Annotated in this window: 15 protein-coding genes; 6 read left to right on the top strand and 9 right to left on the bottom strand. The window is 37.7% G+C overall.

The features are described from left to right. Window positions 1-241: 241 nt before the first annotated feature. Together EDD71_RS00880 and EDD71_RS00875 are read right to left on the bottom strand one after the other, a co-directional pair. Entirely contained in the window at window positions 242-631 is a 390-nt protein-coding gene (locus tag EDD71_RS00880) for an RNA polymerase sigma factor (RefSeq protein WP_028306834.1), read from the bottom strand. Window positions 632-783: 152 nt separating this feature from the next. After that, window positions 784-993, bottom strand: coding sequence for a hypothetical protein (locus tag EDD71_RS00875; protein ID WP_065820983.1), 210 nt, complete (start codon window positions 991-993; stop codon window positions 784-786). Window positions 994-1,265: 272 nt separating this feature from the next. Here EDD71_RS00875 and EDD71_RS00870 point away from each other — a divergent pair, with 272 nt between their 5' ends. Genes EDD71_RS00870 through EDD71_RS00845 form a run of 6 tightly spaced genes read left to right on the top strand, consistent with a single transcriptional unit; the run spans window position 1,266 to window position 9,426 of the window. Beyond that, window positions 1,266-1,493 (top strand): helix-turn-helix domain-containing protein, encoded by a 228-nt coding sequence (locus tag EDD71_RS00870; RefSeq protein ID WP_028306832.1) that lies wholly within the window; start codon window positions 1,266-1,268, stop codon window positions 1,491-1,493. Between the two features lie 16 nt (window positions 1,494-1,509). Beyond that, window positions 1,510-2,748, top strand: coding sequence for an ABC-three component system protein (locus tag EDD71_RS00865; RefSeq protein WP_028306831.1), 1,239 nt, complete (start codon window positions 1,510-1,512; stop codon window positions 2,746-2,748). Further along, entirely contained in the window at window positions 2,732-2,974 is a 243-nt protein-coding gene (locus EDD71_RS00860) for an ABC-three component system middle component 7 (RefSeq protein ID WP_065820984.1), read from the top strand. The genes EDD71_RS00865 and EDD71_RS00860 overlap by 17 nt, the downstream gene beginning before the upstream one ends. Then, window positions 2,949-4,589, top strand: coding sequence for a DUF2326 domain-containing protein (locus EDD71_RS00855; protein ID WP_133626856.1), 1,641 nt, complete (start codon window positions 2,949-2,951; stop codon window positions 4,587-4,589). Before EDD71_RS00860 ends, EDD71_RS00855 begins: the two co-directional genes overlap by 26 nt. 19 nt (window positions 4,590-4,608) lie before the next feature. Next, window positions 4,609-6,918, top strand: coding sequence for a site-specific DNA-methyltransferase (locus EDD71_RS00850; RefSeq protein ID WP_065820986.1), 2,310 nt, complete (start codon window positions 4,609-4,611; stop codon window positions 6,916-6,918). Beyond that, window positions 6,919-9,426, top strand: a complete 2,508-nt coding sequence (locus EDD71_RS00845) for a DEAD/DEAH box helicase (protein WP_065820987.1) — start codon at window positions 6,919-6,921, stop codon at window positions 9,424-9,426. A gap of 203 nt (window positions 9,427-9,629) precedes the next feature. Here the strand turns inward: EDD71_RS00845 and rlmD are convergent, their stop codons facing one another. From rlmD to EDD71_RS00810, 7 genes are all read right to left on the bottom strand, one after another. Further along, a complete protein-coding gene (gene rlmD / locus EDD71_RS00840) occupies window positions 9,630-10,982 on the bottom strand; it encodes a 23S rRNA (uracil(1939)-C(5))-methyltransferase RlmD (RefSeq protein WP_133626914.1) in 1,353 nt (450 codons plus the stop codon). 210 nt (window positions 10,983-11,192) lie between these two features. Continuing rightward, window positions 11,193-11,420, bottom strand: coding sequence for a DUF378 domain-containing protein (locus EDD71_RS00835; protein ID WP_133626855.1), 228 nt, complete (start codon window positions 11,418-11,420; stop codon window positions 11,193-11,195). 204 nt (window positions 11,421-11,624) lie between these two features. Further along, the gene (locus tag EDD71_RS00830; RefSeq protein WP_133626854.1) at window positions 11,625-12,635 is read right to left on the bottom strand and encodes an aldo/keto reductase; all 1,011 of its coding nucleotides are present in this window, start codon (window positions 12,633-12,635) and stop codon (window positions 11,625-11,627) included. Between the two features lie 114 nt (window positions 12,636-12,749). Then, entirely contained in the window at window positions 12,750-13,166 is a 417-nt protein-coding gene (locus EDD71_RS00825) for an acyl-CoA thioesterase (RefSeq protein WP_133626853.1), read from the bottom strand. A gap of 145 nt (window positions 13,167-13,311) precedes the next feature. Then, window positions 13,312-15,063 (bottom strand): pyruvate kinase, encoded by a 1,752-nt coding sequence (gene pyk / locus EDD71_RS00820; protein WP_133626852.1) that lies wholly within the window; start codon window positions 15,061-15,063, stop codon window positions 13,312-13,314. 11 nt (window positions 15,064-15,074) lie between these two features. Continuing rightward, window positions 15,075-16,037 carry a 6-phosphofructokinase gene (gene pfkA, locus EDD71_RS00815; RefSeq protein WP_133626851.1) on the bottom strand — a complete coding sequence of 321 codons (963 nt, stop codon included), beginning with the start codon at window positions 16,035-16,037 and terminating at the stop codon, window positions 15,075-15,077. A 92-nt stretch (window positions 16,038-16,129) separates the two neighbouring features. Continuing rightward, the gene (locus tag EDD71_RS00810) at window positions 16,130-16,324 is read right to left on the bottom strand and encodes a hypothetical protein (protein ID WP_133626850.1); all 195 of its coding nucleotides are present in this window, start codon (window positions 16,322-16,324) and stop codon (window positions 16,130-16,132) included. Window positions 16,325-16,413 lie beyond the last annotated feature (89 nt).

Here is a 16,413-nt window from a genome sequence, read left to right as displayed (position 1 = left end):
CGACAGACTTTACACTGTTACCAGGAACAATAATCGTTACTCTCTGTTTTCTCCCCAGCAGATATTGCAAAAACCTTTCTCGTAGAGTGACATTGCGACATTTCACAATACCTAAATCTCTGTCATTATCCGAGATATTGATTTTGAGTTTGTGTTTCATATGCTCTTTTCACCTCATCTTTCTTAGGACTGATGTTTTGGCCCTCACTGTTAGGCCACGAAAACAGTAAAAGTAAACCCCCTAACTCAAAATTTTTTTTAGTTTTTCATGGATCTTTTTCATGCGGTTTGTAATAGCCATCTTACTGACCCCTTCTTCTCGTGCTATTGAAGCAAGGGATTCATTATTGAAGTACACCCTTCGTACCAGTTCTTTTTGCTGTGGGAGAAGACTATCGATGGCTTTTAGCAATGTCTCATTTTCTTGAGTTCTTATGTACTCTGCGGCAATGTCGGTATTGCTTGCGAAAATCTCTCCCTCATATTTCATTGCATCAAGTGATGTATGTCGGCGAGTCTCTTTATGGTTAATGTTGTATTCCTGACGGTCAAGTTCGACCAGAATTTCTCCCCACTCTTCAGATACTTCAATTTCAATGGTTTCAGTGTTGAAGTGATATTTGATTTTCATTTTTCTCAGCTCCTTGAATTTCAGATTTTTGAAATCCGCAGGAGCCGAAAATCCGTAGAACAAAAAATGACGGCCGGGATAATTCTCTGGTATGAGAATTAATCCTGGCCGTCATGCAGCTCCGCGGATTTTCTATTTAGTTGATTAACGTCTTATGCTGCGCAGACATAGCTTTCTACATGAAAAGCAGCATCATTTATTCGTTTGATTATTGTGACAACCCCATCACGTTCAATCTTCAATGTTCCTCCGATAGGTATCTGTGTACTGGTTTTACATCGTTTATATGCAACTTCTACAAGACCTGTGGCTGCGTCAGCTTTACAGACTAAGCGACCATTGAAATCGCGAATATCTTCCATGAGTTACCCTCCTTTTTCTTAAATTACAGCTTTGTTCCGCCGTCTATCTAAATTTTATTAATTCGAGCACCTGAAGTCCTCGGCTATGACTCCGCTGTTACTCCGCTGAAACTCCGCAAGTCTCCATTTATTTTTGGAACAAAACTAACATAAGCGTTTGCAAAGCCGAAGTTTGTATATATAAATAACTAATTGTAATTTGTATAGTTAATTGCTATAATAATAAATAACCTGTTGGGAATACCATCCAATAGTGCTTGGAGGCGATTAAAATGGCATTTAGTTATAATAAACTTTGGAAACTATTAATTGATAAAAAGATGATGAAAAAAGATCTGATGGCGATGACGAATTTAACATCGACAACAATAGCGAAGTTGAGTAAAGATTTGCCGGTAAGCATGGATGTGTTAGGAAGAATCTGTAAAGCTCTTGATGTCAACATAGGCGATATTGTCGACTATGTTGACGACGATATTCCAACCAATAAAACAAAATAACAGGAGGGCGCAATACATGAAGAAGCTATGTTTTGGCACTTTTGCAACAATTTTAAAGATTTGCATGGCAAAAAGAGTAACACAAAAGCAATTGTGCGGTACCATGCTGCTTTCTATTGCGCCTACTTATGATATTCGCAGCGATGATGGCACCGTTTCAGATTTGATATTAGGTAAAAAAAATCTTTCACCTGTTGTAACCGATGCTGCTCCGGATGTAGATGCTCGTGATATTTCGGTTTTCTTTAAGGAGAAAGTCCTCCCCATGTTGGATAGTAATAAAAATAGCCTAATAGTTCTTGCATTGAAGGACATCATTGCTTCTGATGACACAATCGAACCTGAAACAATTGTTGAGAAAGTAAATAACATGACAAAGGAGGATATTGTTAGCTGTAATTCATTTGTTCTGGAAGACTTTCTTGCCGGAATATTTCTTTATACAGTACTTAATGTCGAAAACAGGAATTGTGAAAATAGTGTAAGAGAGATAACCGATGAGTACATACAATCATTTGAAACTCAAAAGAAAAGCATTAAATTTATTACAACTTACAATAATTTTTCTATGGAAGCCGCTAATGAAGTTGCGATCGATGCTCGAGCTTTGGTGCTACTAGCTGAAACGGGCGGCAGATGCCAAAAGTGCGGTAGAATTCTTGGTATAAAAAAAGAAGGCAACGATATTAACTACGCTAAGATCGTTCGCCTTTCAGAAACTGACGATATTATTCTATGTGTTGACTGTGAACGCGAAATTCGAAATTTATCTGAAGAAGATAAATTGGCTTTATTATCCGACAAGCATGACTTAGAAATACTTGTTAAGGCAAGAGATGCTACATCAAGACATGAAATAGAAAAGCAAATTGAACAAGTACTTCGAGAAGTTGATCTAATGGATGTTACAGCCGATACACAACTCAAAATGGAACCTATTAAGGTTGAAAATAAAATTACTGAAAAACGCCTGAAAGAAAGAGTGCTTTTTGATGTTAGACGGTTTTATGAAGGAGTAAATGATACATTAGATCGGTTAGCCGGAGAAAATAAATTAAATGTGGATAGATTTGCTAAAAGTATTAAACGGATGTATGAAGATGCTAGTGAATCACAGATTTCACAAAGTGCTATTTACAACCTCCTTGTTGAGACATTATTTGAAAAGACCGGTCGTAAATACAGAGAGGCTTGTGAGATAATAATCTCCTACTTCGTGCAAAGGTGTGAGGTGTTCGATGAGATTACCAAATAAAGTAACATCATATTCAAACAGTATTATTGCGCTTTTTCCAGGTATTTTAGAAGCATTGTCACAGCAAGATATGTCCCCAAAAGAATTATTTGAACGAACCATGCCACGCCAAAAAAACATGGCTGATTTTCTAAGTGCTTTAGACTGCTTGTTTGCATTAGGCAGAATTAAACTAATTGAGGAAAAGAGGGTACTGCGCTATGTTGAAAGAGATACGATGCGATAAATTTGCTCCAAATCATCAAGTGATAAAACTTAATGAAGGATTAAACACGGTTTTGGGCAGTTCCAGCGGTACTAATGCAATAGGAAAATCAACATTTCTGTGGGTTATAGATTATGCATTCGGCGGTGACAGATACTACTCCATGTCGGATGATATAAAAAAGGAAATAGGCCCACATACCATCCATTTCACTTACGAGTTTGAAGGACAACCGTACTATTTTTATAGAAGTACTGAAGATACTAAAAATGTATATCGAAGTGATAAGGACGGACATTTTATTACAAAATTGACACTTGATGAATTTCGTAGCTTTCTATTTCAAGAATATAAAGTTGGTATCCCCTCTCTTACTTTTTCAGATATAACTGAGCGTTTTTTCCGCATTTATGGGCGCGAAAATACGCTAGAAAAGTATCCATTACTTGTAAAACCTCGTGAACAAGATGAAAAGGCAGTCGATTTTTTATTAAAACTTTTTGGGCATTATGAAATTCTATCTGCGATTAAGAGCATGGAAGAAGAACTTGGGATTAAATTTTCGCAGCTCAAATATCGCCAACATCAGAGAGTGGATATAGAAAAAATCGAAACCAATCAAAAAATGATCGAGTCTTTAAAGAAAAGGCTTCAAAAATTAATGAAAAACAACGAAGAAGCGCAATTAGCAGTTTTTGGGTTTAATACACATACATTCGAACAAATAACTGCAATTCAAAAAGAATTGAATAGTTTTATTCGCAAACGTAATCGCTTGCAATCGCAGCTTAATGCTATTACGAGCAATATAGCTGATAGCAAGGCCGAAATCGCAAGTGAATTTGATTCATTGTTACACTTTTTCCCAAATGCTAATATAGCAGCATTTGAAAAGATTGAATATTTTCATGAGAAAATTAGAGAAATTTTAGGCGAAGAGATGAATCAGGAAATTGAGCGTTTGCAGCAAATAATTGATCAATATGATAAAGAAATAAATCGCCTTAATAGAAAAATTAAAGAAACTGGCTTAGCTAAGGAAATGTCAGAGAGAATACTATCACAGTGTGTTAATGTGTCTAAAACAATTGATAGACTTGAAGAAGAAACGGCGGATTTAATTCGTCAGAAAGAGCTTCAAGAAGCTCGCATTGAAGCGGAGAGGAAATTAAAAGATCTGCTGCTGCAACAAACCGAAATAATACATGAAATACAAGATAACATTAACCTACGAATGAAAATAATTAACGACGTAGTAACTGAACAGCAGGAAATCGCCCCACTTTTGCAGATAACTCCTCAAAAGGAAATTATATTTGAAACACCCGGAAACACAAGTGAGGGAACCGCTTTCAAGAGCCTAGTTATATACGATTTAACTATACTTGAACTACGTCCAATCCCTGCACTTATCCACGACTCCAATATCCTTAAACGTATTGAGGATATACACTTAGAACATATATTGGAACGTTATCAATCCAGTAATCGCCAGGTTTTCATTGCGTTTGATAAAGCTGATTCTACAACTGAGAAAGCGCACAAGATTTTAGAAGAAACAGCAATCTTGCGATTATCAGATGGTAATGAACTATTTGGTCGTTCGTGGAGTAAATACGAATCTAATGATTATTAAACATAGGAGGAAAAAAACTATGGCTGCAATAAATGATTTACTGCGTCAAATTCCTGACACTTCTTTGCGTGATCGATTAGAACAGGAATTTGCCCGCTTATCAAAAAATAAAAAATTTGGTCTTGTATTTGAAGAGCACATTCCTGAATGTACTCCTCTTTATGATGTTCCTGTAAAACGTGGCTCGACGGTTGCACTCAAAACAGGTCATATTAACGATTTGTATACGGTGTTAAAAATAGAAGAGGATATTGCCCTTTGCCGCAACAAAACAACAGGTGATACTAGAAATATCCCAGTTTCGGAGTTGGTTTCAGTTGCTCAATTTGGAGAACCTATTTTCCCCATGCTTCAGCCAATTGCTGCTGTAGAGAATGCACGTGACAGTAATTTATGGCACACTATTATTGAAGCAGATAATTACCACGCTCTCCAGTTATTAGAATATTTATATCCAAAGAAAGTAGACTGCATTTATATAGATCCACCATACAATACCGGTGCTCGGGATTGGAAATATAATAATGATTATGTTGATTCCACTGATAATTGGCGTCATAGTAAATGGCTATCCATGATGCAGAAACGTTTAAAGATAGCAAAAAGAATACTTGCTGATGATGGTGTTTTGATTACTACAATAGATGACAATGAATATGCTCATCTATGGATTCTCCTTCACGAAATTTTTCCAAACCTAACTCATACCTGCATAACCATTCAGCATAATCCCGGCGGAACTCAGGGCAAAAAATTTTCTGTGACTCATGAATATGCAATATTTTCATATTCATCAGAAAGTACTATTTTTCGCAAGCAACATACTGGTGGAGATGTATATAATTTAAGACGTTGGGGAAGCACTTCAGGTCGCTACGAAGGTGCAACATGTTTTTATCCAGTAATTCTAGACTCTAACTATAACATCATCGGTTTTGGTGATTTACTCGATGAAGAGTTACACCCTACAGCTCAAGTAGAATATAATGCAGATGGTACAATTTATGTTTGGCCAATTGATAAGAATGGCATTGAAAAGAAATGGCGATATGGACGTGATACCGTAGAATCAGTAAAAGATAGAATGTTTATTGAAAAAAGAGGAAATCGAATAGAAATTATTTTACGTAGAGAAAGCGAACCTCCAAAAACGGTTTGGACTGATCCTTTATATAATGCAGAAGCCCATGGTACAGATATGCTTAAAACCATAATTGGTGGCGGTTTTTCTTACCCAAAATCACTCTATGCTGTCCATGATGCATTGTTATTCGCTGTATCAGGAAAGAAAAATGCTTTAATTGTCGACTTTTTTGCTGGTAGTGGAACAACGCTCCATGCGGTAAATTTACTAAACGTAGAGGATAATGGTAACCGTCGTTGTATTTTAGTAACAAATAACGAAGTATCAGACGCAGAATCAAAAGCTTTACGCGAACAAGGATATCAACCTGGCGACCCAGAATGGGAAAAACATGGTATATGTCGCTCGGTTACTTGGCCTAGGATAAAATATAGTATCCTTGGAAAACGTGATGATGGCACTATCCTATCAGGAGAGTATTACACAAACCAAACAGTATCAAAAGAGGTAGAGCGTTCATTCTATCAGCTGGGCTTTATTGATAATCCTACGGAACTAACAACTAATGCAAAAAAGCAGCTTGTTTCTTTGCTACGCGGTAAGGATGGAAAGTCGCAATTACCACAATCATTAGTCAAAGCAGATAGTAAATTCATTGTTTCGGATAAACATTCGGCGACGATCTTGTTTGATGTAAATGCTGTTAATGAATGGCTGGAAGCTTTAGAAGATCAAGACCACATCACAGACTTTTATATAGTGGTAAAATCTGCTGCCACTTTCAAGGAAATTAAAGCACAGGTATCAAACTTGCTCGGTCCAATGAATGTAACATTGCAAGTTAAACGTCCCATGAGCGATGGTTTTCCTGCAAATGTTGAGTATTTTAAACTAGGTTTTTTAGATAAAAACAGCGTATCACTAGGTCAACAATTCCGCGAAATATTACCATTGCTTTGGCTAAAATCCGGTGCTATCGGCCGGAGGCCAGAAATAAACAGCGATGAAGAACCAGATATGTTAATTCTTCCTCAAAACGGCTTTGCAGTTCTGGTTGATGAAACAAAATATGCCGAGTTTGCAAAAAAGATTTCAGAAGTAAATAATATTAAAGTGGTATATTTTGTAACAAACTCGGAGGAAGCTTTCCGCGAAATGACTGATGGCATAAAAATAAAAAATACATACCAACTATACCGCGATTACATTGATAACTTTGTGTTGGGAAGTAGGAGGGATTCATAAATGAGAGTTACTTTATTTCCATTTCAGGAAACGGCTCTTGCAGAATTGCATGAGAAAATTAATAAAGCTCATTTAATGTGGAGCGAAAAAGACCCTCAGGTAATATCGTTTTCCGCACCTACGGGTTCTGGAAAAACTATAATTATGACTGCACTTTTTGAAGAAATCCTATATGGAGGTTCAGATAATATCGGCGATCCGAATTCAGTGTTTGTTTGGCTTTCCGATTCGCCGGAACTTAACGAGCAAACGCGATTAAAAATTGAAAGCAAATCAGACAAAATTCGTGTACGGGACTTAGTAACTGTAGATTCAAACTTTGATGCCGAGTATTTGGAGGGTGGACGTATTTATTTTATTAACACACAAAAACTCGGTTCTGACAAGTTATTAACAACTAAGTCCGATACAAGGCAATATACAATTTGGGAAACACTCACAAATACAGCTAAACGCATTCCCAAACAGTTCTATGTGGTCATTGATGAAGCACATAGAGGGACTTATACATCTGCTCAAGCAGAAAATAAAGCACAATCCATCATGCAAAAATTCATCAAAGGTAGCGAAGAAGACGGACTTTGTATTATGCCTTTAGTTATCGGCGTGACCGCAACACCCCAGAGATTTGATAACTTAATTGCTGGGACTACTTCGACAGTACAAAAAGTTATTGTTCCACCTGAACAAGTACGTGAATCGGGGCTTTTAAAGGACAGAATCATTATTCATTACCCAGATATCCAACTTGGTGCTGATATGACAATGTTCAAAGGTGCAGTCGAAAATTGGCTTAATAAATGTGCTCACTGGAAAGCTTACTGTGAACGTGAAAATGAGAAAATGGTAAACCCTATCCTTGTCGTCCAAGTCGAAGATGGTAATGAACGAGAAATAACCCGTACCGATTTAGGGATTTGTATCGATTTGCTGGAAGAGGCAATGGTACGCAAGTTATTGCCCGGTGAAGTGGTACATACCTTTAATGATTATGGTACGATCAAAGTGCGTGACGTTGAAATTCATCAAATTGAAGCTTCTAGAATCGAAGACGAAGAAAATGTGAAGGTTGTGTTCTTCAAAATGAACCTTTCCACAGGTTGGGACTGTCCTCGTGCTGAAACAATGATGTCATTTCGTAGCGCGCAGGACTATACCTACATAGCACAGCTTTTGGGGCGTATGATTCGCACTCCTTTGGCAAGAAGAATTGCCTCCGATGCTGAACTTAATAATGTAAGTCTGTTTCTTCCATACTTTGATAAAGATACAGTAAAAAATGTTGTTAATGCTCTACATGATAGTGAATCGGTTATGCCCACTGAAACTGGTACAAATAAAGAGCTTATAACACTCGGGCGCAACCTCGCTTATTCTGATGTGTTTGATTCAATGGATAAGCTCATTACATACCGCCTGGATTCATCCCGCAAGCAAGCACCGCTTAAGTTATTAATACAGCTTTCTAGAGCATTAACAATGGATGGTATTGATTTGGAAGCACAAAAAGCCGTTAAAAATGCAGTTTTATCAAAAATGGACGAAGAAATTGCTCGCATAAAAGAAAGTGGTGACTTTGATGGTCGAGTTGCTTCAATCACTGGATTTGCTCTTAATACGCTAACATTTGACTATGGAGAAAATGCTTATTCATTTGATGAAGCTACACAAACCATGACTGTTACCGAATTTGACATTTCTCGACATTTTGAACAAGCTGGAAGGATATTGGGAGAAGGCTTACATAAGGAGTATTGGATTCGCCACAGTACCCGAGACCATATTGAAGTAAAGATTGAAGTCATTGTGCTTACAAGTGATACTGCTGCTATGGAGCGAATAAACGCCTTTGCAGAAGAGAAATTTATTAGTCTATATGAGAATAATAAACGCTCTATTGCAAGATTAAATGAGGCTCGAAAAAACATCTATGAAAGATTAATAAATGCTTCCGCTCAACCAATAGCTATTCCTTGGGTATTGCCAGATTCAATCGATTTTTCAGTTTCAGATAACAGTATAAAAATTGATCGACACCTCTATTGTTCTGAGGATGGAACATTCCAAGCATCACTAAACCCATGGGAAAAGGGAGTTATTGAAGAAGAACTAAAAAACGGTGCCGTTTGCTGGTTACGTAATCTTGATCGTAAAAAGTGGTCACTTGAAATCCCATATGAGGTCGGCGGTGTTATCACTTCTATGTTTCCTGATTTAGTGGTAGTGAGAGCTGATGCACAAGGTTACATTTTTGATATTCTAGAACCACACGACCCCAGCCGTAAGGACAATTATCCCAAGGCAGTTGGCCTAGCAAAATTCGCAGAGAAACATTGGGATAAATTTGGAAGAATTCAACTTATCCGGCAAAAGAAAGGATTAGACGGTCGTGAACATTTCTATAGACTTGATATGGCAAAAGTAGCTGTTAGAAATAAAGTTCGTGGCATTACATCAAACGAGGAACTTGATAGAATTTTTGATACGGATGCTGAGCGAGAAGATTAAATTATACATCCATCCTGCATCCTCAACCCCCTGTAAAAAAGGGGGTTATCTAATCTGGTAACTCAACTATTAATTTTCGGGACGGTTGATATGTTCCCGCAAACAATAAAAATAAGGGTTTCCTGACATTGCCACATCCGGCAGATCGGCCTCGAGAAAAACTAAATGTCTGGAAACCCTTTATTTACAAGCTTTTCAGTTTTTTATTTCTCAACCTTTGACATCAATGTGACGCACTCCACATGCGCCGTCTGAGGAAACATATCTACAGGCTGTATTTCAATTGTTTTATATCCTAATTCGTCCAATATGCCTAAATCTCTTGCCAGAGTTCCAGGATCACATGAAACGTATACTACTCTTTTGGGAGCCATTTTTGCAATTGCTTCTAAAAGCTCTCTCTCGCAGCCTTTTCTTGGAGGATCAACAACAACTACATCTGCTCTTATTCCTTTTTCAATTAGTTCTGGTATAACCCTTTCAGACTCTCCTACTATAAACTCTGCATTTTCTATTCCATTTTGCTTTACATTTTGAACTGCGTTTTCTATTGCCTGGGGTACAATTTCAATCCCATAAACCTTCCTTGCTTTTTGGGCTAAGAAAAGGGATATTGTTCCCGTTCCGCAGTATGCGTCGAACACTATCTCATTTCCTGTGAGGTTTGCATACTCCAGGGCCTTGTTATAAAGTACCTCCGTTTGAACAGGGTTGACCTGGAAGAAGGATTGTGGGGATATGTTGAATTTAAATTTACCTATATAATCAGTTATTGTGTCCTCTCCCCAGAGGGTTCTTGAGCTTTCTCCCAATACTACATTGGTTTTCTTAAGATTAATGTTTTGAATTATGCTCTTAATACCCTTTATGTTTTTAGAAACAAGCTCTATAAATTCTTCTACAAACGGAACTTCTCTGGTATTGGTAATAAGAACTACCATTACCTCCCCTGTTTTAAAACCTTTTCTTACCATTATATGCCTTACAACGCCCGTTCCTCTTTCCTCGTTATATGCTTTAACTCCATAGCTTTTCATCCATCTCCTTGTTAGCTTTACAACTTCATCTGCAGTATCATCCTGAATATGGCATACATTCATGTTGATGATATCATGACTTTTTGGAGCATAAAATCCAATTTGTATCTCACCATTTTTCTCCCCAACAGGAAGCTGAACTTTATTTCTATATCTATATGGATTTGCCATACCTATGGTATCGTGGACAATTACATCCTCAAGCTTTCCTATTCTTTCAATGGCATCAATCACCCTCTGCTTTTTAAACCTTAACTGGGCCCCATAGGACGCATGCTGAAGCTGACAACCACCGCACCTTTCATATATCCCGCAAACGGGATTAGCCCTATCGGAGGATGGATCTACAACCTTCAACAGCTTACCAACGGCATAGTTTTTGCTTACTTTAACGATCTTTACGTAGACAATTTCGCCCCGTAATGCACCCTGTACAAAAACTGTAAAGCCGTCTATTTTCCCTACTCCCTCTCCTTCGTGGCCCATTCCTGTAATCTCAATTATATATTCCTTATTCATTTCAACTGGAACTCCAGTCCTCAATTATATCACCCTTTTCAAAATTAATCCTTTGTACCAATAGTTTTATCATAATTACAGACCTTTGCCCATATCAATCTCTAGGCAATATAATAAATACCACTTTATTTTACCAAAAAAATAATAGCATTTGAACAATGAAACAAAAAAGTATCCTCTCCCGGGGGAAAGAATACTTTTTATAGCTGATTAACGACTTTCTACATCTACGTCGGTTTCACCAAATTTGCTCACCGTATAGATAAGATATAAACCACTTATTCCTACAAGTGTATATATTATTCTACTCCATAAGCTCATGGTTCCAAATATAGCAGCCACTAAATCGAAGTTAAACAGTCCTATAAGTCCCCAGTTTAATGCTCCGACTATTGTTAATACTATTGCAATCCAGTCTAAACCGTCTAACCTCCTCATCTCTTTTCCTCCTTTAAAAGCTTAATAAATTGTTTTTCATACTTATATTGCTCATATTATTTCTGATTTATACGTTTCAAAATCGTTTATAAAAGTGAATAAAAAAAGACACACCATAAGGTGTGCAGGTATAGAATCAGCTTGCCCTTCATTTACATGGACATAGCTATTATGATTATTTACTATATACAAAAAGATTATTCATTAAATTCCAAAAGTATTTCTAACTTCTTTAAGCATACTTCTAATAGGCAGATTATAAGGGCACCGTCCTTCACAAATTCCACATTCCTTACAATTTGATGCATGGGCTTTTAAACCCTTGTATCTTTCCATGGACCAGCCCTTAAGATCGTAGTTATCATAATATGCCTTTAAGATAAAGCTAAAAGGTATGTCTATGCCCTGAGGACAGGGTGCACAGTATCCGCACCTTCTACAGAAGGTTTCACCCATTTCACTGGCAATTTTTTGACATAGCCTCTCCTCTTCTTGTGTTAATTCAGTAAGGTTTTCAGCAGGAGATGCATTTTCTTCAACCTCTTTTATTGTCGCCATTCCTGGAATAACAACTGATATGTTTTCATTTTGAAGTATGAACTTTACTGCAAGATACCCATTATTTAAAGCTCCTCCCGCCATGGGCTTCATTGCAATAGTTCCCATATTAAGCTCCTTTGCACGCTTAAAAAGCCCCTCCGCCTGTCTTTCAATTATATTATATGGATACATTACTGTTTCAAACAAACCACTTTCTATTGCAACCTTCAAAGTATCAAGGCTGTGGGCAGTAATTCCTATATGCCTTATCTTTCCCAGCTTTTTTGCTTCGACAAGAGCTTTTAAAGCCCCTCCCTTTGAAACCACCTGATTATATGTTTCCATTTCCTTTACATTATGTATTTGATACAGATCTATGTAATCAGTTTGAAGGTTTTTAAGGCTTATATCGATGTCCTTTAGCATCCCTTCCCTTGTTCTTTCCATTGACTTTGTAGCTATAATCCATTTATCCCTTCGTCCCTTTAATGCATGGCCAATATATTCTTCGCTTACAGAATACCCTCTCGCAGTATCAATAAAATTGATTCCAAGTTCCTCAGCCCTATGAATGACCTTAACCGCTTCTTCAGCTGCAACCCTTTGAATGGGAATCCCTCCAAAGCCTACTGCTGAAACTTTAAGCCCTGTTTTCCCAAGCTCCCTGTAAATCATATCAATTCCCCCTGATTTCATAAAAATTAAAATCTTGCGCCATAAAGACAAATCAAAATGGAATATATTTTTTATAGCAGCATCTTCAAAAAAAAACGGCACAACACGTTATAATCACTGCCTGTCAGTACATTCAAGCAGCTTATTATAAACTTCAGGATTATGTTTATCAAGGGCAATTGGCTTCAGTTTATCGTTTGTGATTCCCTGAAGGCTAAAGCCTTCAGCAAGCAGTTCATCGCCCCTATATATCTTATACCCAAATTTAACTTTGACTCTTCCAAGTTCCTCAATATAGGTATGTATAGTAATCTCATCATCATATCTTGCAGGGCTTTTATATTTACACCCTACCTGAATTATAGGAAGCCATATTCCCTGTTCTTCAAGCTCCCTGTATGTATATCCAAGGGATCTTAAAAACTCAGTCCTTCCAATATCAAACCATATTATGTAGTTTGAGTGGTATACAATGCCCATCCTGTCGGTTTCAGGGTATCTTACCCTGAATTTATGCCTATAAACGTACATTTCTAAAACCTCCCCTGAGGATAGATTTTTTATACATATCTATCCTCCTTAACATAGAACTTATATATATTATATCAAATAAACATATCACCATAAAAAAATTAGCCCTAAAAAGGGCTTATTAAAAATCAAAATATAAAATTATTTATAGAACGCTGGCTTTTCCGCTGTAGACCATTCCATTTCTTGGGTCCATTGTTATAAGTGTTCCTGTCCTTATGATATTGGTTGCACCCTCTGCTCCAACTATAATCGGAATTCCTTTGCTTATACATTCCACTGAAATGTGGGATGAAAGTCCACCTTCTTCTGTTATAACACCACTTACCCTGTCTAAAACAATGTGAAGATACTCCTTTTCAATATTCCTGGTTACCAGTATATCCCCTTCATTCAGTGATTCTTCCAAAATTGAGCTGTCAGTTACAACACATGCATTGCCGTAGGTTGAATTTCCCATACCCTTACCCCTTACAAGGACATCTCCAACTATATGAACCTTCATAAGGTTGGTAGTTCCTGTAAAGCCTATTGGCACGCCTGCCGCAAGTACAACAAGGTCGCCTTTCTTTACATATCCCTGGTTAAGTGCTTCTTCAACAGACTTATCAAGAACCTCATCGGCTGATTCCATCTTTTCAGTTATAATCGGATAAACTCCCCAAACTATTGAAAGCCTTCTTGCAACCTTTTCGTATGGTGTTACAGCAATAATCTGTGACTGCGGTCTATACTTGGATACCATCCTTGCCGTATGGCCTGATTGTGTCGCCGTGATTATAGCTGAGGCATTGAGCTCCATTGCAGCTGTAACAGTTGCAAAGCTTATGGCGTCTGGAACCGTTGGAGCATGCTGTACTCTTCTCTTTGCCAGCATTGCCTCATAATTTAATGCAGTTTCTGCCTTTTCAGCTATTCTTGCCATGGTTGTAACAGCCTCTACAGGATATTTGCCATTTGCTGTTTCACCGCTTAGCATTATAGCGTCGGTTCCATCAAATATTGCATTTGCAACGTCACTAGCTTCAGCCCTTGTTGGTCTTGGGTTTCTTATCATGGAATCAAGCATTTGAGTTGCTGTAATTACAGGCTTTCCTGCCCTGTTGCATTTTTCTATTATCATCTTCTGTACAAGGGGAACTTCTTCAGTCGGTATTTCAACTCCAAGATCGCCTCTTGCAACCATTATACCGTCTGACAGCTTTATAATTTCATCTAAATTTTCTACGCCTTCCTGATTCTCTATCTTTGAGATTATTAATATTCCTTCGCCTCCATTTTGTTCAAGTACCTTTCTTATAGCCATAACGTCTGATGGCTTTCTAACGAAGGAAGCCGCTATCATATCTATGCCCTGCTCTATACCAAACTTTATATCTGCTATATCCTTTTCGGTAAGGGCAGGAAGGTTGATTTTAACGTTTGGAACGTTAACCCCCTTATGATTGCTTACAGGGCCGCTATTTAATACGGTACAATGTATATCCTGTCCCTCTATGCTTTCAACTCTAAGCCCTATAAGTCCATCGTCTATCAGAATTGTATCTCCAGGCTTCACATCCTCATGAAGCTTATCATAGGTCACTGAACAAATAGTATTATCCCCAACTACTTCCCTTGTAGTTATTGTAAACTTCTGCCCTTCAACGAGTTCAACCTTATCTACGAACTTTCCTGTCCTTATTTCAGGCCCCTTTGTATCGAGCATTATGGCTATGGGCTTTTTCATCTCTTTCCTTAACTTCTTTACCAGTCTAATTCTTGCTCCATGCTCTTCATGATCGCCATGGGAGAAGTTTAACCTCGCTGCATTCAATCCTCTTTCTATAAGCTTTCTGAGAACATCTTCCTTTTCGCTTGCAGGTCCAATTGTACAAACAATCTTAGTTTTTCTCATGATTTCACTCCTTAGTATGAAAGTGTTTTGGCCAGATCATAGAGGTCATGCTTGTTTTCTCTTTGCATTGCCAGTGCTTCATTTATGTCGACATCTATAATCTTATTGTTTCTAATTCCTACTACCCTCTGGCTCTTACCTTCAAGAAGAACCTCGACAGCCTTTGCCCCAAGCCTTGAAGCTAGTATTCTATCAAAGGCAGTTGGACTTCCTCCCCTCTGAATATGTCCAAGTATAGTAGCCCTTGTTTCTATTCCTGTAACTTCCTCAATGTGCTTTGCAAGCTCCTCTGCACCTCCAACTCCTTCTGCAAGAATTATGAGGTTGTGTATTTTTCCTCTGACCTTTCCTTCAATAATAGTTTTACACAATTCATCAAAACTATAATCCACTTCCGGTATAATTATGCTTTCTGCCCCACCTGCAAGGCCTGCATATAAAGCTATATCGCCGCAGTGTCTTCCCATAACTTCAACAATGCTTACCCTTTCATGGGAAGTTGATGTATCCCTGAGCTTATTTATAGCATCAAGAACTGTATTTAAAGCTGTATCGAAACCAATTGTATAATCGGTATATGCAAGGTCATTGTCTATTGTTCCTGGAATTCCAACGGTTTTTATATCAAACTCCTGTGAAAGCTTTTGAGCTCCCGTAAAGGAACCATCTCCTCCTATAACGACAAGCCCTTCTATACCAAATACTTTAAGCACATTATATGCCTTTTTTCTTCCCTCCGGGGTCCTAAACTCTTCACTTCTTGCTGTTCTAAGGATTGTTCCTCCCCTCTGTATTATATCTGAAACAGAAGAGCGGCTCATTTCATATATTTCGCCATTAATTAAGCCATTGTATCCTCTTTGTATCCCCATTACTCTCATTCCACTGGATATACCTGACCTGACAACGGCCCTTATGGCTGCGTTCATTCCCGGTGCATCCCCACCACTTGTTAAAATACCAATTGTTCTCATAGTATACCTCCTTGTCCATAGGGACTATATTGGTCCCACTTTTAAAATATTTACCCTATTGAACTAATAATAAAGATAGCAATGAACTTACCTTAATATGTTATGGAAGTTAGAATTAAATATGCGTCCTCCACTTCAGTTTTAGGAACCAGCACTTCGAATATCCCCTGGCCATTTTTACCCTTTCCTATCTGCCTTACCCTAACTAAAACTCCATCGGCAGCCAGAACCTTTTCTATCTTTTTAGCTTCTTCAATATTTTGTGCAACATAAACCACTGTCCACATATGTATTGAGCCCCCTGTACTTTTACATAATGATTTTAAATAAATTGGGCTTATCTCACTTAAGACAGCACTAAAAACTTGCTAAATTC

This window comes from Fonticella tunisiensis (genome assembly GCF_004364155.1).
GTDB classification, from domain to species: Bacteria; Bacillota; Clostridia; order Clostridiales; family Caloramatoraceae; genus Fonticella; species Fonticella tunisiensis.
This window is presented reverse-complemented; position numbering and strand designations above follow the sequence as displayed.